The sequence below is a fragment of the Parabacteroides sp. AM17-47 genome, assembly GCF_003434625.1.
GTDB classification, from domain to species: Bacteria; Bacteroidota; Bacteroidia; order Bacteroidales; family Tannerellaceae; genus Parabacteroides; species Parabacteroides distasonis.
On record NZ_QTLI01000006.1, the window covers coordinates 72,838 to 93,440 of the forward strand.

The 20,603-nt window shown below is 46.2% G+C and carries 17 protein-coding genes; all 17 read left to right on the plus strand.

The window, feature by feature from the left end; all coding sequences use genetic code 11:
* Positions 1 to 439 precede the first annotated feature (439 nt).
* On the plus strand, positions 440 to 928 hold the full coding sequence (locus tag DW205_RS05905; RefSeq protein ID WP_005863058.1) for a Dps family protein: 489 nt from the start codon (positions 440 to 442) through the stop codon (positions 926 to 928).
* 135 nt (positions 929 to 1,063) lie between these two features.
* On the plus strand, positions 1,064 to 1,747 hold the full coding sequence (locus DW205_RS05910) for a porin family protein (protein ID WP_005863056.1): 684 nt from the start codon (positions 1,064 to 1,066) through the stop codon (positions 1,745 to 1,747).
* Positions 1,748 to 1,901: 154 nt separating this feature from the next.
* Entirely contained in the window at positions 1,902 to 2,390 is a 489-nt protein-coding gene (locus tag DW205_RS05915) for a Dps family protein (RefSeq protein ID WP_008772444.1), read from the plus strand.
* A 165-nt stretch (positions 2,391 to 2,555) separates the two neighbouring features.
* Positions 2,556 to 3,353, plus strand: coding sequence for an IclR family transcriptional regulator (locus DW205_RS05920; RefSeq protein WP_005863050.1), 798 nt, complete (start codon positions 2,556 to 2,558; stop codon positions 3,351 to 3,353).
* Positions 3,354 to 3,370: 17 nt separating this feature from the next.
* Positions 3,371 to 5,146 carry a YncE family protein gene (locus DW205_RS05925; RefSeq protein ID WP_005863048.1) on the plus strand — a complete coding sequence of 592 codons (1,776 nt, stop codon included), beginning with the start codon at positions 3,371 to 3,373 and terminating at the stop codon, positions 5,144 to 5,146.
* Positions 5,147 to 5,157: 11 nt separating this feature from the next.
* Complete coding sequence (locus DW205_RS05930; RefSeq protein WP_005863046.1) at positions 5,158 to 6,252, plus strand: hypothetical protein; 1,095 nt, start codon at positions 5,158 to 5,160, stop codon at positions 6,250 to 6,252.
* Between the two features lie 34 nt (positions 6,253 to 6,286).
* Positions 6,287 to 7,045 (plus strand): hypothetical protein, encoded by a 759-nt coding sequence (locus DW205_RS05935; RefSeq protein WP_005863044.1) that lies wholly within the window; start codon positions 6,287 to 6,289, stop codon positions 7,043 to 7,045.
* Positions 7,046 to 7,155: 110 nt separating this feature from the next.
* On the plus strand, positions 7,156 to 11,142 hold the full coding sequence (locus DW205_RS05940) for an SUMF1/EgtB/PvdO family nonheme iron enzyme (RefSeq protein ID WP_005863041.1): 3,987 nt from the start codon (positions 7,156 to 7,158) through the stop codon (positions 11,140 to 11,142).
* A gap of 116 nt (positions 11,143 to 11,258) precedes the next feature.
* Complete coding sequence (gene ccsA / locus DW205_RS05945; protein ID WP_005863039.1) at positions 11,259 to 13,706, plus strand: cytochrome c biogenesis protein CcsA; 2,448 nt, start codon at positions 11,259 to 11,261, stop codon at positions 13,704 to 13,706.
* An 18-nt stretch (positions 13,707 to 13,724) separates the two neighbouring features.
* Entirely contained in the window at positions 13,725 to 14,039 is a 315-nt protein-coding gene (locus DW205_RS05950) for a hypothetical protein (protein ID WP_005857750.1), read from the plus strand.
* 41 nt (positions 14,040 to 14,080) lie between these two features.
* A complete protein-coding gene (locus DW205_RS05955; protein WP_005863037.1) occupies positions 14,081 to 15,097 on the plus strand; it encodes a dihydroxyacetone kinase subunit DhaK in 1,017 nt (338 codons plus the stop codon).
* A gap of 9 nt (positions 15,098 to 15,106) precedes the next feature.
* Entirely contained in the window at positions 15,107 to 15,721 is a 615-nt protein-coding gene (locus DW205_RS05960; protein ID WP_005863034.1) for a DAK2 domain-containing protein, read from the plus strand.
* Positions 15,722 to 15,789: 68 nt separating this feature from the next.
* A complete protein-coding gene (lsrF, locus tag DW205_RS05965; protein WP_005863031.1) occupies positions 15,790 to 16,662 on the plus strand; it encodes a 3-hydroxy-5-phosphonooxypentane-2,4-dione thiolase in 873 nt (290 codons plus the stop codon).
* 147 nt (positions 16,663 to 16,809) lie between these two features.
* Positions 16,810 to 17,694 (plus strand): WD40 repeat domain-containing protein, encoded by an 885-nt coding sequence (locus DW205_RS05970; RefSeq protein ID WP_005863029.1) that lies wholly within the window; start codon positions 16,810 to 16,812, stop codon positions 17,692 to 17,694.
* Between the two features lie 52 nt (positions 17,695 to 17,746).
* Complete coding sequence (locus DW205_RS05975; RefSeq protein ID WP_005863027.1) at positions 17,747 to 19,066, plus strand: MFS transporter; 1,320 nt, start codon at positions 17,747 to 17,749, stop codon at positions 19,064 to 19,066.
* Between the two features lie 19 nt (positions 19,067 to 19,085).
* Entirely contained in the window at positions 19,086 to 20,084 is a 999-nt protein-coding gene (locus DW205_RS05980) for a glycoside hydrolase family 130 protein (protein WP_005857736.1), read from the plus strand.
* Between the two features lie 119 nt (positions 20,085 to 20,203).
* A complete protein-coding gene (locus DW205_RS05985; RefSeq protein ID WP_005863025.1) occupies positions 20,204 to 20,545 on the plus strand; it encodes a hypothetical protein in 342 nt (113 codons plus the stop codon).
* The last annotated feature ends 58 nt before the right edge of the window (positions 20,546 to 20,603 follow it).

Genomic DNA, 20,603 nt, shown 5'->3' on the forward strand with positions numbered 1-20,603 from the left:
TTTTATAGGTGTTCGTCCGGTTTCTTTCTTTATCAAGTAACTTTTACGGCTCTCTAAAACCACAGCGATAATTCGAGTAGGGGATTTTGGGGGAAATGCTTTTGGGCCCCCTGAAAAAGGGAGACTTATCGTATATTTTTATGTATGTTCTAGTTCCTTGCCGTATGATTCTGTAAAAAGTCGTACGTGTTTCCCGAAAAACATGTACGACTTTTCAAAAAAACACGTACGTGTTTTTCGAAAATGATAATCGTCTTTTTAAAATGTTAGTATCCAATTATTTATGTATTCATGTCATTTGCATACTTATTGTATGGAATAGTTTAATAAATTTCCTCTATCTTGATATAAAAATTATCTGTTTGACAGCTACTTATACTTGCCGTATCTTTGTGGTACAAGAAAAGCAAAAAGTATAACAAATTAAAAAGTAGCAATTATGAGAACATTAGATTATATCCACTTAGACGCATCAGCGGTAAGTAACGTAGTAGCAAGCTTGAAACAATTATTGGCGGACTACCAAGTATTCTATACGAACCTTCGTGGTTTCCACTGGAATATTAAGGGACACGGTTTCTTCGTTCTTCATGGTAAATTCGAGGATATGTACAACAACGCTGCCGAGAAGGTTGACGAGTTGGCGGAACGTATCCTGATGTTGGGAGGCGAGCCGGAGAACAAGTTCAGCGAGTACCTGAAAGTAGCCCGTGTAAAAGAGGTATCAGGCGTGTCCTGTGGTGACGAGGCGTTAAAGAATATTCTTGATACGTATGGTCATTTGATCGATGAGGAACGTAAACTTCTTTCCTTGGCATCCGGGGCGGGAGATGAGGCTACGGTCGCTTTGATGAGCGATTATCTGAAAGAACAAGAGAAGTTGGTTTGGATGTTAGTAGCATATTCAACTTGCGATTGCAAGAAGTAAAAAAGGTGATTCATTGCGTTTGGAGAAGGTCGGAAGTGATTCCGGCCTTTTTCTGTTGGTGCCAATAGGGGTTTTTTATTGTTTCATGTCTTATTCATATATGTCGTTCGATTATTTTATCAAAATAAAAAGTATATGAAAAGAGTTGTATTATTTGCGATGGTGTTAATGTTGGGTGTAATATCGGTACAAGCCCAGTGGTCGGTAGTTCCGGAAGCGGGTATGACAGTGATGAAGGCGGGTCCAATGGTTGATTGGAAACCGAGTTGGAAGATTGGGGTAGGAGTGGAATATCAGTTGAAGCCGGAATTTCTCTCTCTGAAGTCAGGTTTGTATTATACGCAAAGGGGATATAGTAATGACAAATTTCCCGGATATGGATATGGGTGTTATTGGTGGGCAGTGCCGGGACCTACTTATGATCCGTATGGATATGCGTATGATTACTCAAATAAGGTGACACGAAATTTCTTGCAATTACCGATTATGGCTAATTTCTCATTCAAATTAGCTGAGGATATTCGTTTGAATGTTGGAGTAGGCCCTTATATAGCCGTAAGCGTATTGGATAAAGGAATGTTCGGGGGATGGTCTGTCGCTTCGGAAGAATCCGCTAAGTTTTATACCCATGATCCCTGTGAAGGGCTTCGTGCTTTTGATTGGGGGATAAGTGCCACTGTAGGTGTGGAAATAAAACAATGCTTTATCAATTTTGGCTATGATGTATCGTTAGGTAAAGAGCATAAGGGAGGATCGATCGAGGCGAATTACCATACTTTGGCTCTTACCGCAGGATATAAGTTTAAATTGGGTAAATAGAAACCCAAGTTCTATCGCAAGTCTTCTTGCTGATCGTTTAAATATAGATTTTATCTATATATGTATAGGAATTATCTGTTTGACAGTTGTTTATATTTGCCATATCTTTGCAATATAAGAAAAACGAAAAGTATAACAATTAAAAAATAGCAGTATGAAAACATTAGATTATCTTCATTTAGATGCGTCAGCGGTAAGTAACGTAGTAGCAAGCTTGAAACAATTATTGGCGGATTACCAAGTATTCTATACGAACCTTCGTGGTTTCCACTGGAATATTAAGGGACACGGTTTCTTCGTTCTTCATGGTAAATTCGAGGATATGTACAACAACGCTGCCGAGAAGGTTGACGAGTTGGCGGAACGTATCCTGATGTTGGGAGGCGAGCCGGAGAACAAGTTCAGCGAGTATTTGAAAGTAGCCCGTGTAAAAGAGGTATCAGGCGTATCTTGCGGTGATGAGGCGTTAAAGAATATTCTTGATACATACGGTCATCTGATCGGTGAGGAGCGTAAACTTCTTTCCTTGGCATCTGAGGCAGGCGATGAGGCTACGGTCGCTTTGATGAGCGATTATCTGAAAGAACAGGAGAAGTTGGTTTGGATGTTAGTAGCCTACTCAACTTGCGATTGCAAGAAATAAAAATAGTAGATTCATTGCGTTTAAAGAAGGCCGGAAGAGATTCCGGCTTTTTTGTTCTATGATATTTATGCTCTGCAACATACTTAACACCTTTTTACATATTTCGTATCTTGTTTAAATTCATCACTGCTATATTTGATTCAAATCTGAAACGCAATTTCAAATATGGAAAACACGCTGCCAAATATGGAAAAAGTGGATGAGAACTATAAAGTGCCTAATTTAGAGAAGGGCATTGCGGTTCTTGAGTACCTTTCCTTGCGGTCGGCGGGGGAAACATTGCAAGATATTAAGTCGGCGCTCGATATATCGCAGACCACGGCTTACCGTATTTTGAATACATTGGTGCGGCTGGAATATCTTAATTTTAGTGAAGACACGAAACGCTATAAACTTTCCCGAAAATTATTGACTCTTGGTTTCAGATCCTTGAATGAACACAATCTTTTAGAGACCGTCTTGCCACATTTGCGTGATTTACGTGATCAAGTGAAAGAGACCGCTTGCTTTGGTGTCTTGGGAGATGAGAAAGGGATTTTTATCGAACAAGCGCAAGGACATCATACGTTCCGCTTCGTCCTGTCGCCGGGAAAGCCGTTTGAGTTGCATTGTTCGGCTCCGGGAAAGGCGATTATGGCTTATTTGCCGAAGACGGTGCGAGATCGTTACCTGTCCTACATGACGTTTACACGGTATAATTCCCGGACGATCACTTCTCGTGAGGCCTATCTGGAGGAATTAGAAAGGGTTGGCAAACTGGGGTATGCCATGGATAATGAGGAGGAGCTGAGCGGCGTGATCTGTGTAGGCGCCCCGATCTTTAATTATACGGGATATCCTTGTGGAGCGATTTGGATCTCCGGCCCGAAAGACCGCTTATCGAAAGAGGTGGTGAAAAATACGGTGAAGGCGATCAAGGAGGTTGCCGGGGTAATCTCGAACGAACTAGGATTTAGAAAATAAGGAATACAAAATATACCATGAACACACGAAAATACTTGATAAAAAACTCATTGGTGGCTTGTCTTGTCGGCTGTTGCGTTTCTCTCGCTTCAGCCGGCAACCCACCTTTCTTTACTACGGATGCCGTATTGAACGCAAAGGGGGAGCTATTAATGACACAGAAAGGAACGAGACATCTGGATATCTTTTCAGCGGACGGTAAGAGCTTGCTTCATTCGTTTCCGTTTGATGAGATCCCGACCGGATTGCTTCCGGATGGGGATAAGGTGTATGTGACGACCTTCGAGAACACCGGCCGCCTACAAGTTCTTTCCTTGGAATCGGGTAGGGTGGAAGCGGCCATACCGACGGGATCGGGAGCCTGCCATCCGATGTTCGGGCCGGATAAGAAACATATATATGTATGTAATCAGTTCGATAATTCGGTGGTCGAGGTAGATCCGGTGATGCGTAAGGTAGTCCGGAGCGTGAAAGTGTTGCGTGAGCCTAAATCGGCGGTATTCAGCAAGGATGGCAAGTATATGTTTGTTACGAATTTCCTGCCCGCACAACGGGCGGACGTGGATGTGGTGGCCGCTTGCGTATCGGTAATCGAGATGGATGGGTTTACGAAAGTGAAAGATATCCAATTGGCGAATGGTAGCAATGCCTTACGAGGGATGTGCATCACGCCGGACGGGAAATATATATACGTGTCTCATAACTTGGGACGATTCACGGTGCCTACTTCCCAGCTTCAACAAGGTTGGATGAACACGAGTGCTTTTAGCGTGATCGATGTGGCGAAGCAGGAATTCGTTGGGGCGGTATTGGTGGACGAGCCGGATCGTGGCGCTGCCGGTATCTGGAGTATCGCTTGCGATGACAAGCATATCTTTATCACGCATAGCGGTACGCATGAGGTAAGCTTGATCGATCATCCGGCGATGTTGGCGAAGTTTGAGTCTTATAAGGATAAGAGCCGTCTGGATTACGACTTGAATTTCTTGTATGGACTTCGTGAGCGAGTTCCCTTACAAGGAAACGGTCCCCGAAATTTTATATTTTCGGGAGATAAGTTGATAATCCCTACTTATTTCGCCGATATCTTGAATACCGTCGATATAAATACATTGGAGGTAACGGCTACCGACATGAATCCGGGTCGTACGGAAACGCCGGAGAACAAGGGCGAGAAATATTTTAACGATGCGAATCATTGTTATCAAGGCTGGCAGAGTTGTAATGGTTGCCATCCGGGGGATGCCCGTACGGACGGGATGAACTGGGACTTGATGAATGATGGAGTTGGTAACTCGAAGAATTGTAAGAGCATGTTGTATTCGCATGTGACTCCCCCAAGCATGATCTCGGGTGTTCGTGAGAGTGCGGAATATGCGGTACGTGCCGGTTTTAAGTTCATCCAGTTTTTTGAGCCAGAAGAGGAAATGGCGAAATGTGTGGACGCTTATATGAAATCCTTGCGTCCGGTGCCTAGTCCGTATTTAGTAAATGGGGAATTATCGGATAAGGCGAAAGAGGGAAGAAAGGTGTTTGAGAAACTGAAATGTGGCGAGTGTCATAGCGGTCCTTATTATACGGATATGAAGATGCACCGTATCGGCGAGGATATCGAATTTGAGAAAGGGTGGGACACTCCTACTTTGATTGAGGTTTGGCGTACGGCTCCTTATCTGTTTGATGGGCGTGCGGCTACCATGGAAGAGGTGTTCGAGGTCCATAAGCATGGTATCGATAAAAAGGTCTCCAAGAAAGATGTCGAGGCATTAACGGAATATGTAAACTCCCTGTAAAATAAAAGGATATGAATTATTGTGAGAAAATACATTATACGATATTAAACACTGAGCCGGCTGAGTTCGCGGTTATGGTGGACGATCTATTGTCTCAATTACCTCAAAACGAGGTGATCATGAGACTGGCCTTTTTCGGTACTCCGGGTACGAATGAGGAATACGTGGCACGCCGGGTTTTGCTGCGGGAGAAAATCCGTCGGTATTATGGGGATTGCGAACCGGCTTTGAGCTATGTCTCCCAACCGCCGCTGAACGCTCCTTTGCTGATGGAGGTACATAGCTATGTGCCCGATGCGCAGGATCGGATTACTTTCCGTCATTATCAAGGTGTTCCTTATGTCTTGTTGGAGAATGCCTCGGGACGTTTCCTTTTTGCCGGCGGTTTTCAAGGGGATGTACTCCATTTTGGTATAGAGCCTCAGTCGGTGGAAGCTTTCCGGTTATTGGGGGATGTGCTTCGTCGGGAGGGTTTTCCGTTGAATAGCATTATCCGTCAGTGGAATTATATCGAGCGTATAACAGCTTTCGACGGTCAGGATCAGCATTATCAAGCGTTTAATAACGCCCGGTCTGATTTTTATAGTAAAACGGAATGGACGAATGGTTATCCTGCCGCTACGGGTATCGGGGCGAATCTGGGAGGTATCTTGATCGATGTGGATGCCGCCGTGTTTACTACGCCGGATGCTTTCGCTACGCCGATCGATAATAAGTTGCAGGTGGCTGCCCATGCGTATTCGGAACAAGTACTGGAAGTTGCCCGACAAAAGAAGACGACTCCTAAGTTCGAGCGTGCCAAGAGTATGTCTTTTCAGGATCGTAAATTGATTTATATCTCCGGTACAGCCGCTATCCGTGGTGAGGAGAGCTTGAAGGGAGTAGGGCTGGAACGTCAATTACGGATCACGATGGAAAATATAGCGGAACTGATCGCTGACGCTAAATTGGTTAAGTTACGAGTCTACTTGAAGAATAAATCCGACTACGAGGAGGCTGAGCGTTTGATGAATACCTACGGATTAAATATCCCGATCTCTTATATGTGGGCCGACGTTTGCCGGGATGAGTTATTGATCGAGATCGAGGGAATAGCGATACGTTGAAACAGATAGTACTAACAAATATACACAAAAACAAATGAGAAAAGGTTTGAACATGAAAATGGCGGCTATGGGATTGGCGTTGGCATCTATGGTCGCATGTACGGGAAAGACAACAACAGACGCTACTTGTTGCGCCGCTAACGGGGAGGGTAATTGTCCGGAAGGAACTTGCCGCAAAGAATGCACGAACGCATGTAATACTAACAATCAAAAAAATAGAACAATGGCTTATTCAAAGAAGTACACGAACGCCGATTTTTATAAAGACGGCAAGTTTCAACAAGATGTCGCTATGGAAGCGATGAAAGATATGTTTGCTTTCTACGATGTTCCTTTCACGGAGTTGATGGCGAAAGATATGTGGGTGACAGACTTTGGTTTGGGTGATTTCGAGAATGTAGGTATGGGTGGTATTTTCTGGATCAACGATCCGGAGTATAAGTATTTCGCTCACGCTATCTATTTGTTGCCGGGCCAGATGATTCCGGAACACGCTCACGTAAAGACTGACTTCCCTGCTAAACATGAGTCTTGGATGGTAGAGAAGGGTTGGGTATACAACTTCTCTGAGGTAGGTGACGAGACTCCGAACGCCCCGGCTATCCCTGCTGGACACGGACCGATCAAGAGCAAGAATTTCGTGGTTCAGAAGGTCGGCGACGTATTACGTCTGAAGAAATTGGAGACATTCCACTTTATGATGGCAGGTCCGGAAGGCGCTATCGTAGATGAGTGGGCATGCTATCACGACAACGCTGGCTTACGTTTCACGAACCAGAAGGCCGCTTTATAAAAACCTCTAGGGTTATGCTTCGTAATTCTAAGGGTTGCCGATCGTGATCCTTAGGGTTTCAATAAACAACCTTCTAAATTTAAATTTAATACATGAATAAATACTATATAATGGTATCACTCTTGTTGTCGACCTCTCTTCTTGTTTCGGCAGGTCCGAAGCAAAAGAAGGTGGATAACTGGATTGACGCCTCAGTAAAACAAAAGTCTGAGCTTCGTGCCTCTTTGGTGAAGGCGAACATGCCGATCATGTCGGCTTGGATCAAGGCGAAGCAGAAGGCTGTCCCGATGTCCGCCGATTTGACGGGGCTGGATCAGTTGGTGCTTGTTACGGCTGCCGGACCGGATGGTACGGATTGGGATTGGGGTACATGGGCGAACGCCCGTTTAATCAAGGCGGACGGTAGTTCGGTTTGGTTGGATGAGTTAGATCCTGATTATTGGGTTTCTGGCTCGGGCAGTATCCGCAAGAATACGGATTTATACGGGAATCCTTTGTTGATCGGCGGTAAGAAATACGATCATAGTGTATTATGCCATGCCAATGGCGTGATGGTGTACAATATCAATAAGGAATATGTACGCTTCGAGGCTGAGGTGGGTTTGGCCGATCAGTCGACGGTAGGTAGTGTATTCTTCCGTATCATGAATGTTTTCCCGAAGGAGGAGGCCGCACGTTTGCTAGCCGCTTATCCGAAGGAATTGGGGGCCTTAAACGCTAATATCGATGGGTTGGAGAACTGGTTGACCGCTAGTGACGCTTCCGCCGAGCGTGATATTGTCTTGAATTTGGCTTCTCGTCTGAAAGACGCTGCGTATGTAAAGAACGCTGTTAAGCAGATCGAGACGGAAAAAGATATTGATACTCAGATCCGTGAGTATTTGAAACTTTATGAGAAAACTCAACGTATCTGTAATTTGCAGAGCGACTTGAGTTGGTTGAATATGGAGGCGATTCGTTTGGCTTTCAACGATATGAAAAAGTTGAAAGGCTTCGACGCCACTAAATATCAACCGGTTCTGGATGAGTTGGAACAGCAGGTAAAGAAAGGTTTCGATGGCATTTATAATGGTGATGAGGCCGCTTTGGTTAATGCCGAGAAAGCGATCGCGAATAAACGTACGATCTTGCTGGCGAACCCGTTCTTGGATGGTGATAAAGTCTTGGCTGCCCGCTTTAAATTAGGTGTAAACGCTCATAAGGCAATGGCTCCGGATTTGGGTACGCAGGGTAATAACTGGAGTAACCAAGAGTCCGCCCGCCGTATGGGCTTCGACGCCGATATCGTGGAGTTGAGTAATTTACGCGGGGAGGATGTACAGGTACGGTCGATCTATAAACCGGAAAACGGTTCCTCTGTCGCCGACTTGCGGATGCATTGGGATGGCGATCGTGCTATGTTTACCCAGACGATGCCCGATAAGCGTTGGAACGTATTCGAGGTGAAATTGGATGGTACCGGTTTCAAGCAATTGATTCATAATGAGGAGCCGGATCTGGAGTTCTACGACGGAACCTACCTGCCGGACGGACGTATCATCGCCAACTCGAATATCGGTTATCAAGGCGTGCCTTGTGTAAGCGGTGATGACCCTGTCGGTAATATGGTACTTTATACGCCGGACACGAAGAGCTTGCGCCGTCTGACTTTCGATCAAGACGCAAACTGGAACCCGGTAGTGATGAATAACGGTCGTGTGATGTACACTCGTTGGGAGTACACGGACTTGACGCACTATTATTCCCGTATCGTGATGAACATGAATCCGGATGGTACGGAGCAGAAAGCGCTGTATGGTAGCGGATCGATGTTCCCGAACAGTACGTTCGATATTCAGCCGTTGCCGGGCCACGGTTCCGCTTTCGTGGGAATTATCTCCGGTCACCATGGTATTGCCCGTTCCGGTCGTTTGATCGTGTTCGATCCGGCGAAAGCCCGTAAAGGCGCCGCTGGTATGGTACAGGAGATCCCGTATCGTAACCGGCCGATCGTGGAGGAGATTAAGGATGAGTTGGTAAATGGCGTATGGCCGCAGTTTATCAAACCGACTCCGCTGAATGATAAATATTTCTTGGTGGCCGCTAAATTAGATCCACAGGATTTATGGGGTATCTATTTGGTGGACGTATTCGATAACGTGACTTGTTTGCGTAAGGTAGAGGGTGAGGGCTATATCAGTCCGGTTGCCGTACGTAAGACACAGACTCCTCCGGCTATTCCGGACCGTGTGAAATTGAATGACAAAGAGGCTACGGTCTTTATTCAGGATATTTACGAGGGAGAGGGTTTGAGAGGCATTCCCCGGGGTACGGTTAAGTCTCTTCGTCTGCACGCTTATGAGTATGCTTACGTGAAGACTACCTCCGATCATAACTGGCATGGAATCCAGTCCGGTTGGGACATCAAGCGTATGTTGGGTACGGTTCCGGTAGAAGAGGATGGCTCCGCTATCTTCAAGATCCCGGCGAATACGCCGATCTCTATCCAGCCGTTAGACAAAGACGGAGTGGCTATCCAGTGGATGCGTAGCTGGTTGACCGGTCAGCCGGGCGAGGTGGTATCTTGTATCGGTTGCCATGAGGACCAGAACCAGATTCCTATCCCGAAACGTGTGATGGCTTCGCAGAAAGCCCCGCATGCGTTGACTCCGCCGGAAGGGGGGACCCGTTCGTTCACGTTCGATCTGGAGATCCAACCGATCTTGGATCGTGCCTGTATCGCTTGCCATAATGGTGAGGGTAAGGCTTTCGACTTGCGTGGGGGCAAGAAGGATAAATTAGGTTATGGCACTTCTTACTTGAATCTGCATCCGTATGTACACCGTCAAGGTGGCGAGGGTGATATGGTGGTTCTTCAACCGTATGAATATCATCCGAACACGAGTGAACTGGTTCGTATGTTGAAGAAAGGGCACTTTAACGTGCAACTGACGGATAAAGAGTGGAAAACCCTTTATAACTGGATTGATTACAACGCTCCGGATAAGGGTTATTTCAACGCAAATGTGCTTTCGAAGGATATCATCCCGTATCAAGGCTTCGACCAGATCAAGCGCCGTAAAGAGTTGACGGATAAGTATGCGAATGGCGCAGGCGTGGATTGGAAGAAAGAGATCTCCGATTATGCCGCTTACTTGAAGGGTAAAGGTGAGATCAAACCGGAGATGCCGGAGAAATTGGCTCCTGTCAAGGAAAAAGAGTTGAAGGTGAAAGGTTGGCCATTCGATGCGGACCGGATCAAGGCTATGTTGGCCGACGAGAAGGAAACCCGTAAGGAGATCGAGTTGGCTCCGGGTATCAAGATGACATTTGTTCGCGTTCCGGCCGGACAATTCGTGATGGGTAGCTATCGTGGGCAATCCGATACTCGTCCGACGGCGAAAGTGAAGATTGACAAAGCTTTCTGGATGGGTGAGTTGGAGGTTACGAACCAGCAATTCAACGTGATTTTCCCGGATCACGACAGCCGTTTCGTGGATCAGCAATGGAAGGATCACGTGGTTCAAGGATATCCCGCTAATAAGCCAGAGCAACCGGTAATCCGTGTAAGTTACAATGACGCGATGGATTATTGTAAGAAGCTGAGTGAGAAAATAGGCTTGAACATCACGCTTCCGACCGAGGCGCAATGGGAATGGGCTTGTCGTGCCGGTAGCGATCAAGATTTCTGGTATGGCGATATGAATGCGGACTTCGGTAAAAAGGATAACCTAGCCGACGTAACCACGCTCCTGCTTGCCGTAAGCGGTATCGACCCGCAACCGATGCCTAAGACTTCTTATTGGTACAAGTACTATACTTACTTACCGAAAGAGGAAGGCGTGGATGATGGCAATTTGGTTCAGGTGGGTGGTAAGCAATATGAAGCGAATCCGTTCGGTTTGTATTGCATGCACGGTAACGTGGCGGAATGGACTCGTTCAGATTACTTGCCTTATCCTTACAACGAGAAATCGAAAGAGGTCTCCGAGTATAAGGTGGTTCGTGGCGGTTCTTATATCGAACGACCGAAATTCTCGACGGCTTATACCCGTAAAGGATATTATCCGTACCAACGTGTGTTCAACGTAGGCTTCCGGGTAATTATTGAGGATTAATAGACAAGGTCTATTTATAGATAGATAACATGGATGCGGCAAATTAATCGCCGATTCTTTCAAAAATGATTAATCTGCGTACATTTGTCGCATCAGTGTTATTAATAAATGAGCAAATGAAAACTCTAGAAAGATTTATCTCTTCTTCCGTGACGACTATCGTCCTTCTATTGATCTACGCCTTTGGCTTGGCTATCGCTACTTTTATAGAGAAGTATCATGGTACTGCCGCCGCTAAAGCGATGATTTACTATTCTCCTGTATTTTTCTTACTCCAATTCTTATTGGTAGCCAATTTCGTGGCTATCGTTATCAAGCACCAGTTACTTAAGCGGCGTAGATGGGGATTGATGGTCACCCATGCCGCCTTTATTGTCATCCTTCTGGGTGCCCTTATTTCCCACCTTTTCGGCGAGGAAGGAATCCTTCACCTGCGTGAGGGAGAGGCTAGCGATCGTATCATGATCCGTACCTCGGACCAGACTCTCTATCATACGCTTCCTTTTAGCGTAGAACTCGTGAAATTTACCTTAACCCGCTATCCCGGTTCTGCCAGTCCCTCCGCTTATGAGAGTGAGTTGCTGGTACATGTAGATGGACAGACTCGCCATGCCCGGGTATATATGAATAATGTATTAGACGTGAAAGGATATCGCTTCTTCCAAGCCTCCTATGACCCGGATGAGCAAGGAACGGTACTTTCCGTGAACCGAGATCTGGCCGGAAGGAATATTACGTATACCGGCTACGTGATTTTAGTGATCGGCTTTATACTTTGCTTGGTAGGTAAAAACTCCCGTTTCATGAAATTAAGCCGACAGTTGAAAGATTTAAGATCGGGCGCTCGTAAAACGACCCTGTTAGTAGCGATTCTTCTTTCCGTAGGGGGCTTGCGGGCGCAAGGTGCGGCCGCTCCCGAGATGAAGGAGGCCATACAGAAATATGCGATAAGTCCGGAACATGCCGCTAAGTTCGGTGCGTTGCCGATCCAATCGGTAAGCGGACGTATGTTGCCGATCAATACATTTTCTTCCGAGGTACTGCGAAAGTTGCATAAATCGGATCAGTTCGGTTCCTTGAACTCTGATCAGTTCTTGTTGAGTGTCTTGGCTATGCCGGATATGTGGGTCCGGGTGCCGTTTATCGCCTTGTCTAATAGTGAGCTGGCTAATTATTACGACCTTACGGATAAGGATTGCGCCTATATAGAGGTATTCGATAGTAACGGACGCTATAAATTGCAAGAGAAGCTGGAAGAGGCCTACAATAAAATGCCAGCGGAGCGTACCCGCTTCGATAAAGACTTGATCAAGCTGGATGAGCAGGTAAATATCTTCCATCAATTGATCAATTACCAGATGTTAAACCTTTTCCCGAAAGAGGACGACCCGGATCACAAATGGTATGCGCCGGGCGATGATTTATCGGCGTTTTCCGGAAAGGACTCCATGTTCGTTACCCACATTATGGGCTGGTATTTATCGGAGATACAGGAAGGATTGAAGAGTGGTGATTGGGAGAAAGCGGACGAGGTAATCGGAATGATCCATACGTATCAGCAAGCCAAGAATAAGACGGTAGACATTCGCCCTGAGAAAATACAGGCCGAGATTAAATATAATCAAATGGATGTATTCCGGCAATGTAAGAAAGGGTACTTGATTTTGGGAGGCTTGTTGCTGGTCTTCGCTTTCGTGGCCTTATTCAAGAAGGAAAAATGGGTTACCTATACGACTTGGGTATTGAGTCTGGGCATTTTGGCCGTATTCGTTTTCCATATGTATGGGATGGGAATGCGGTGGTATATCGCAGGTTACGCCCCTTGGAGCAATTCGTACGAGACGATGGTTTATGTGGCTTGGGCTACGGTGTTCGCCGGGTTGTTGTTCGTACGCAAGAGTACGCTTACGTTTGCGTTGGCTACTTTATTCGGGGGGATCATCTTGTTCGTGTCCGGCTTGAGTTGGATGGACCCGCAGATCAATCCGTTGGTTCCGGTCTTGAAATCCCCATGGTTGATGTTCCATGTGGCGGTTATCGTGGGAGCTTACGGTTTCTTCGGTATTAGCTGTCTGATCGGCTTGACGAATCTGGTGATGATGAGCGTAAGCGGGGAGAAGAACAGCGTGATGCTCAAAGAACGGGTACGAGAATTGAGTATCGTGAACGAGATGTCACTTTGGATCGGATTGGCCCTGATGACGATCGGTACTTTCTTGGGAGCGGTCTGGGCGAATGAGTCGTGGGGACGTTATTGGGGCTGGGACCCGAAGGAGACGTGGGCGTTGATTACGATGGTGATATATGCGATCGTGACGCATCTCCGCTTGATACCGAAATGCAATAACCTGTGGTTGTTTAATTTTACGTCTATCTTGGCCTTCTATTCGGTGTTGATGACCTTCTTCGGCGTGAATTATTTCTTGAGTGGCATGCACTCTTATGGCCAGAATGACAACGTGAACGGGATATTTATTTATCTTTATCTGTCGATCATCCTAGTATTGGGGGCTGGCTTTATATCCTATCGGAAGAGAACGAATTTTAATAATATAATTGTCTAACTATAAATTGAATAGATCATGAGAACATTTAATCACGTAGGAATTGTCACTACGGAAAGTAAAGAAGGGGCGGTTTATAACGAAGGCCTGAGTGTATGGTTGACGGATTACAGCAAGAGTCCGAACCGGATCGAGTTCTTGAAATTCGAGAAAGGCAGCTGCCTACCGGAGTTGGTACAGACCAATGGCCATATCGCTTATACGGTTCCTTGTTTGGAAAAAGAGTTGGAAGGTAAGAAGGTAATCTTCGGCCCGGCTGTTTGCGACGAGCACTTGACGATCGCTTTCATCGAGGAAGAAGGTATCGCTATCGAGATCATGGAACTAAAATAATTCGTAAATCAAAATTCATAAATCTAAAGGAGGATAATACCATGTCAGACATCAAGACAAAATTCATAAATGATCCTGAGAATATTACGGCTGAGTTATTGGAAGGTTATGCGTTAGCGTATCCGAATCAAGTAAAGTTGGCGGCTGAGAATATCGTCGTACGTGCTAACCCGAAAGGCAATGATAAGGTAGCGATCGTTACCTTAGGCGGTTCCGGTCATGAGCCTGCCTTGAGCGGTTTCGTAGGAGAGGGCATGTTGGATTGCTCCGTCGTGGGTGACGTATTCGCCGCTCCGGGTGCCCAACGTTTGTTTCAGGCACTGCAATTGATGGATCGTGAGGCCGGGATCTTGCTGGTCGTATTGAACCATTCCGGCGACGTGATGAGCGCTAATATGGCTTGCCAGTTGGCCGCTCGTAAGGGTATCAAGGTGAAGAAATTACTTACGCATGATGATATCAGCGCAGGTATCGGGGCGAATATAGACGATCGTCGTGGCTTGGCCGGTTGTGTTCCTTTGTATAAGATATTAGGTGCCGCCGCCGAGGAAGGGAAGTCTTTAGACGAGTTGATTGAGATAGGTGAACGCTATAATAAGAACGTGGCTACCTTGGCTGTCGCTATGCGTTCTTGTACGCATCCCCAGAACGGAGGTACGATCACGAATCTTCCCGATGGAATCATGGAGATCGGTATGGGCCAGCATGGCGAAGGCGGTGGTGGACAGAAACCGTTGGTATCCGCCGATGATACGGCAGCGGAGATGGTAGACCTACTTTGCCAGCAGTTACAGCCAAAAGCCGGTGATAAGATGTTGTTGATCATTAACGGCGTAGGCGCTACTACCCATATGGAATTGAATATCATCTTCCGCAAGGCTTATAAGGAATTAGAGGCTCGTGGCTTGCAGGTGGTGGTAAGCCGTATCCAAGAGATCTTGACCGTACAGGAGCAAGCTGGATTCCAGATGATCATGGCGATCTTGGATGAGGACCATATCGATTATTTGAATAACAAACGTGCGGACGCACCTTATTGGACAACCCTAGGTAAATAAATAATATATATGAAACAACTTACTATCGAGGCCTTCAAGGCCATGTTAGACAATGCGCTGAAACAGATCAAGGCACGTGAGGAGGAATTCTCTAAATTGGATGCCGTAATCGGGGATGGAGATCATGGTACCGCTATCGTTGCCGCTATGACTGCCGTGAATAAAAGCGCTCAGTCTGGAACGGAGTTCAAGCAAATGCTTGGTGATATGGGTATGGACGTGATGATGGAAGTGAGCGGATCGACAAGTACCTTGCTCGGCGCTTTCTTCTTGGGTATGAGCGATCATGCAGAGGGAACCGAGTTGGATGCTGCAGGCGTGAAAGCTATGTTCGCCGGTGGCTTGGCGAATGTGCAACAACAAACCCAAGCGAAACGAGGCGACAAGACGATGATGGATGCCTTGATCCCGGCGGTGGAGGCTATGCAGGCTTGTACGTCGGATGATATCAAGGAAGTCTTGAATGCTGGCGCTAAAGCGGCGCTTGAGGGAGCGGAGGCTACGGTACCGATGAAAGCTAATTTTGGCCGTGCCCGTAATTATGGTGAGCGTTCGATTGGTTTCGCTGATAGCGGGGCTACTTCTTGGAGCTGTATGTTCGCTTCTTTTGCTGAGGCGCTATAAAATAATACACAGCGTGAGGCGGGGCATGCCCCGTCTCTATAAAATATAATAATAAACGAATAATAAATATGGCAGATTTAGATGATTTAAGAGAAGGTGCGGACTTCGGTTTAGGCATCAATTGTGAGAACCAGAGTTTCCATGTGAAGGGAGCCGAGAACTTACCTTGGGGTATGAAAGACCGTTTATCCCGTATCTTCAACCCGAAGACAGGCAAGGCGGTTATGCTTGCTTTTGACCATGGTTTCATCATGGGGCCGACTTCCGGTCTGGAGCGTATCGACTTAAATATCGTTCCTTTGATTGAATATGCGGATTGCTTGATGTGTACCCGTGGTATCTTGCAATCTACGATTCCGGCGAATACGACGAAACCGATTTGTCTTCGTTCGGACGCTGGAACGTCTATCCTTACGGATTTGAACGATAATGTATTGATCGATATAGAGGACGCTATCCGTATGAACGTCTCCGCCATGGCGGTTATGTTGGCTATCGGCGACGAGGCGCATGAGGCTAAGACTGTGGCTAACTTATATAAGGCGGTCGATAAGGCTAGCCGTTACAATATCCCGGTAATGGGTGTTACCGCTGTTGGTAAGCAAATGGCTCGAGACGCTCGTTATTTCGGTCTGGCTTCCCGTATCTGTGCGGAGAATGGCGCTAATATCGTGAAGACCTACTATTGTGAGGGCTTCGAGAAGGTAGCCGCCGCTTGCCCGGTTCCCGTGGTAATCGCCGGTGGTAAGAAATTACCGGAGAAGGAGGCGTTGGAATTATGTTATAATGCGATTAACGACGGTGCGGCCGGCGTGGATATGGGACGTAATGTATTCCAGAGTACTTCTCCTGTCGCCATGATCCAGGCGGTTCATGCGGTCGTGCATCAAGGTATCACGCCTGATCAGGGATATGAGTTGTTCCGTGACTTAGCGAAATAAAGAAGAATGAACCAATGTGTCGTTTCGCTAAATGTGTCAATATGCCAATGCGAATACAACACACATGATCTTTTTTTGCAGGGTGGATCCCATGTGTCCATCCTGCTATAATTGGCATATTATCTAATTAGTACATTATTATATACCATGAAAATCTATACTTTTATATTATCCGCATGCCTGCTACTCGTATGTTCCGCATGTCATGAGGCGTCGCATCATCTTTTATTAGGCGGTTCCGGCTGGGATAAGATCGCCATCGTAAACAAGAACACGAAAGAAATTGAATGGGAGCATCCCTTGGAAAAAGGATGGGAATGTAATTCCGTAGCTGTTACTCCCGATCGGAATATCCTTTTTTCCTATTCGAAAGGGGCGAAGCTAATCACCCGGGATCATGAGGAGGTCTGGAATATCTCCGCTCCGGAAGGGTGTGAGATGCAGACAGCCCGTGTACTTTCCAACGGTAATTATTTATTGGCGTGGTGTGGAAACCCGGCTACGATCATGGAAGTGAACGCAAAAGGAGAGATCCTGTCGAAAACAGATTTCGATACCCGAATTGAGCAACCCCATGCACAATTCCGTCAAGTAAACAAGAATAAGCGGGGCAATTATCTAGTGCCCTTGTTCGCTACCTCCGAGATCCGGGAAATATCCCCGTCCGGTCAATTGCTGAAAAGCGTGAAAGTAGACGGTAACCCGTTTAGCGTGGCTGCGTTGGATAACGGTAATTATCTGGTCGCTTGCGGTGATGCCCATTGCTTCATAGAGCTGAATTTCGAGACAGGAGATATCGTTCGCAAGATGAATGCGAACGATATCGAGGGAGCCCAGCTTTTCTTTGTTGCCCAGTTGCTCCCTAAACGGGACGGTGGTTTGTATATCTGTAACTGGCAAGGCCATGACGGAGAGGCTGCGAAAGGACATTACCCGCAGTTGATCGAGATAAACGGAGCCGGAAAGATGGTCTGGGATTTGAATGATAACGCTACCTTCGGGATGATCTCCTCTATTTGTCCGATCGATTAAAGATATATCCGGATTATTAATTATATTTGTACACCTAAATTCTAAATAAAGCATGGAAGAGAAAAACACGAATGCTACTAAACGTCGAAACCCTGTAACTTGGGTCCCTAGTGTCTATTTTGCTATGGGATTGCCTTTTGTAGTGCTGAACATGGTTACCGTACTCATGTTTAAGGGATTGGATATATCGGATGCCCAGATTGCGTTATGGACCTCGGTTATCATGTTACCTTGGACCTTAAAGCCTTTATGGAGCCCGTTTTTGGAAATGTATCGTACTAAGAAATTCTTTGTCGTATTGACTCAGTTGTTATCCGGTTGCTTATTCGGTTTAGTGGCCTTGGCGTTAAACTTGCCGAGTTTCTTTGCTCTATCTATCGCATTATTAGGTATTATAGCGCTTAGCGGGGCTACGCATGACGTGGCAACGGATGGCGTTTATATGAAAGAGCTCTCGCCGGAGGATCAAGCCAAATATATCGGTTGGCAAGGTGCGTTTTACAATTTGGCGAAGATCGTAGCCACGGGTGGTCTGGTTTATCTGGCGGGTTATATGATGCAATATTTTACCGGGATAGGATTGGAGAAAGAGGCCGTGATATACGCTTGGATGATCGTTATGCTGCTTTGCGGTACGATCATGATCCTGCTTGGTTTTTATCATATGAAGATGTTGCCTTCGGGTGGGAAAGCCGCTACCAGAGAACATTCGTTGAAGGAAAGTATGGCTGAGTTATGGCTGGTCTTCAAGGAGTTCTTCACGAAGAAGTATATCGTGTGGTATATCTGTTTCATCATATTGTATCGTTTTGCCGAGGGTTTCGTGATAAAGATCGTACCTTTGTTCTTGAAAGCTCCGATAGCTGATCAAGGATTAGGACTAACGGAGCAAGAAATTGGTTTGTATTATGGTACGTTTGGGGCGGCGGCGTTCGTGCTGGGTTCTTTGCTCGGTGGATATTATATCTCGGCCAAGGGGTTGCGAAAGGTATTGTTTACGCTTTGTTGTTGTTTCAATATACCGTTTTTGGTATACACGTTCTTGGCGTGTTTCCAGCCTGATAATGGTCTCATTATCGCTTCCGCCATCGTATTCGAGTATTTTGGCTATGGATTCGGTTTCGTGGGCTTAATGCTGTTTATGATGCAACAGGTAGCTCCGGGCAAGCATCAGATGGCGCATTATGCGTTCGCTTCAGGTATCATGAACCTTGGCGTAATGCTTCCGGGAATGATGAGCGGTTTCGTGAGCGACTGGCTAGGTTATAAGTATTTCTTTATCGTGACCTTGCTGGCGATGATCCCTTCATTCTTGGTAGCCTATTTCGTACCGTTCACGTATGACGATAAAGGTAATAAGTTAGTACAGTAATATTTTAATAGGATTAGTTATGGATAATTTGAAAATCGTAGGCGCTCCGCTGCCTGATATGCCTTGGGAAGATCGTCCCGAGGGTAGCAAAGAAGTATTGTGGAGATATTCGAAGAACCCGGTGATTCCTCGTGATATCCTTCCGACATCGAACAGCGTGTTCAACAGTGCTGTTGTCCCTTTCAAAGGTGGTTATGCCGGTGTGTTCCGTTGCGACGATACGAATCGCCGGATGCGTTTGCACGTAGGTTTTAGCGCAGATGCCATTCATTGGAGTATCTCCGAGACAAAACTCGAGTTTGAGTGCGACGACAAGGAGATCGGCGAGTTTGTTTACGCCTACGACCCCCGTGTATGTTTTATCGAGGATCGTTATTATGTGACTTGGTGTAACGGTTATCATGGCCCGACGATTGGCGTGGCTTACACGTTCGATTTCGAGACCTTCCATCAGCTGGAGAACGCTTATCTGCCTTTCAACCGTAATGGCGTGATGTTCCCTCGTAAGATTAACGGAAACTTCGCCATGTTAAGCCGTCCGAGCGACAACGGTCATACTCCGTTCGGCGATATATTCTATAGCGAGTCTCCGGATATGTGTTTCTGGGGTAAACATCGCCACGTGATGTCTCCGGCTGCGTTCGAGGATAGCGCTTGGCAGTGTACGAAGATCGGTGCGGGCCCTATCCCTATCGAGACTTCCGAGGGCTGGTTATTGATTTACCACGGCGTGCTTCGTTCTTGCAACGGGTATGTGTATAGCTTCGGTTCCGCTATCTTGGATTTGGAGCAACCTTGGAAAGTGAAATTCCGCTCCGGACCTTATTTGTTATCCCCGCAAAAGGATTACGAGTGCATGGGAGACGTTCCGAACGTAGTCTTTCCCTGTGCCGCCTTGCATGATCCGGAGACGAAACGTATCGCTATCTATTACGGCTGCGCGGATACGGTAACAGGATTGGCTTTTGGCTATATTGATGAGATTTTGGACTTTACGAAGAAGAATTCTATCATTTAACAGACTCGAGAAGAACAATATACTTTTGTTGTCGAAACAATATACTTTTACACACGAAAGTATATTGTTTTAGAACAAAAAGTATATTGTTTTTTTTATTAGGTAAAAGAGTAAGAGTTATGACAAAGATACAACAGTTTTTGGCAGATCTGCCCGAGGAGAAGAAATCCTTGTTTGTCCCTGTTTTCGGGAGCATGGAGAAATTTTATACGGTAGTTTACTTGATCGCCCGGAATGAGCACGTCACTGATCAGGAGAAGCCAGATCGTTATGAGGATCGTTTACAGGTGATTCGCCAGATACGTAACCGGGTGGAGAAACTAGTTTCCTCGTATGGCTTGGACGGAGGGGAGATCGTAGCCGATATCGCCAGCGACTATTTTGAGGATTATGTCAATTACAAAGAGCCGGAGCTAGACATTACGAATGATGAGTTTATCGCTATCCTCCAGAAAATATAGGAGATAAATATAATTTTATTGTGTGATAGTATCTTTTTGATTGTGAAAAAGCAATCTT

Bases quoted from the DNA above. Each gene is read 5' to 3' on its own strand.
- DW205_RS05950 (WP_005857750.1), top strand. From the start codon at position 13,725: ATGAGAACATTTAATCACGTAGGAATTGTCACTACGGAAAGTAAAGAA.
- DW205_RS05940 (WP_005863041.1), top strand. From the start codon at position 7,156: ATGGTATCACTCTTGTTGTCGACCTCTCTTCTTGTTTCGGCAGGTCCG.
- DW205_RS05920 (WP_005863050.1), top strand. From the start codon at position 2,556: ATGGAAAACACGCTGCCAAATATGGAAAAAGTGGATGAGAACTATAAA.
- DW205_RS05905 (WP_005863058.1), top strand. From the start codon at position 440: ATGAGAACATTAGATTATATCCACTTAGACGCATCAGCGGTAAGTAAC.
- DW205_RS05935 (WP_005863044.1), top strand. From the start codon at position 6,287: ATGAGAAAAGGTTTGAACATGAAAATGGCGGCTATGGGATTGGCGTTG.
- DW205_RS05960 (WP_005863034.1), top strand. From the start codon at position 15,107: ATGAAACAACTTACTATCGAGGCCTTCAAGGCCATGTTAGACAATGCG.
- DW205_RS05925 (WP_005863048.1), top strand. From the start codon at position 3,371: ATGAACACACGAAAATACTTGATAAAAAACTCATTGGTGGCTTGTCTT.
- DW205_RS05985 (WP_005863025.1), top strand. From the start codon at position 20,204: ATGACAAAGATACAACAGTTTTTGGCAGATCTGCCCGAGGAGAAGAAA.
- DW205_RS05980 (WP_005857736.1), top strand. From the start codon at position 19,086: ATGGATAATTTGAAAATCGTAGGCGCTCCGCTGCCTGATATGCCTTGG.
- DW205_RS05910 (WP_005863056.1), top strand. From the start codon at position 1,064: ATGAAAAGAGTTGTATTATTTGCGATGGTGTTAATGTTGGGTGTAATA.
- DW205_RS05975 (WP_005863027.1), top strand. From the start codon at position 17,747: ATGGAAGAGAAAAACACGAATGCTACTAAACGTCGAAACCCTGTAACT.
- ccsA (WP_005863039.1), top strand. From the start codon at position 11,259: ATGAAAACTCTAGAAAGATTTATCTCTTCTTCCGTGACGACTATCGTC.
- DW205_RS05955 (WP_005863037.1), top strand. From the start codon at position 14,081: ATGTCAGACATCAAGACAAAATTCATAAATGATCCTGAGAATATTACG.
- lsrF (WP_005863031.1), top strand. From the start codon at position 15,790: ATGGCAGATTTAGATGATTTAAGAGAAGGTGCGGACTTCGGTTTAGGC.
- DW205_RS05915 (WP_008772444.1), top strand. From the start codon at position 1,902: ATGAAAACATTAGATTATCTTCATTTAGATGCGTCAGCGGTAAGTAAC.
- DW205_RS05930 (WP_005863046.1), top strand. From the start codon at position 5,158: ATGAATTATTGTGAGAAAATACATTATACGATATTAAACACTGAGCCG.
- DW205_RS05970 (WP_005863029.1), top strand. From the start codon at position 16,810: ATGAAAATCTATACTTTTATATTATCCGCATGCCTGCTACTCGTATGT.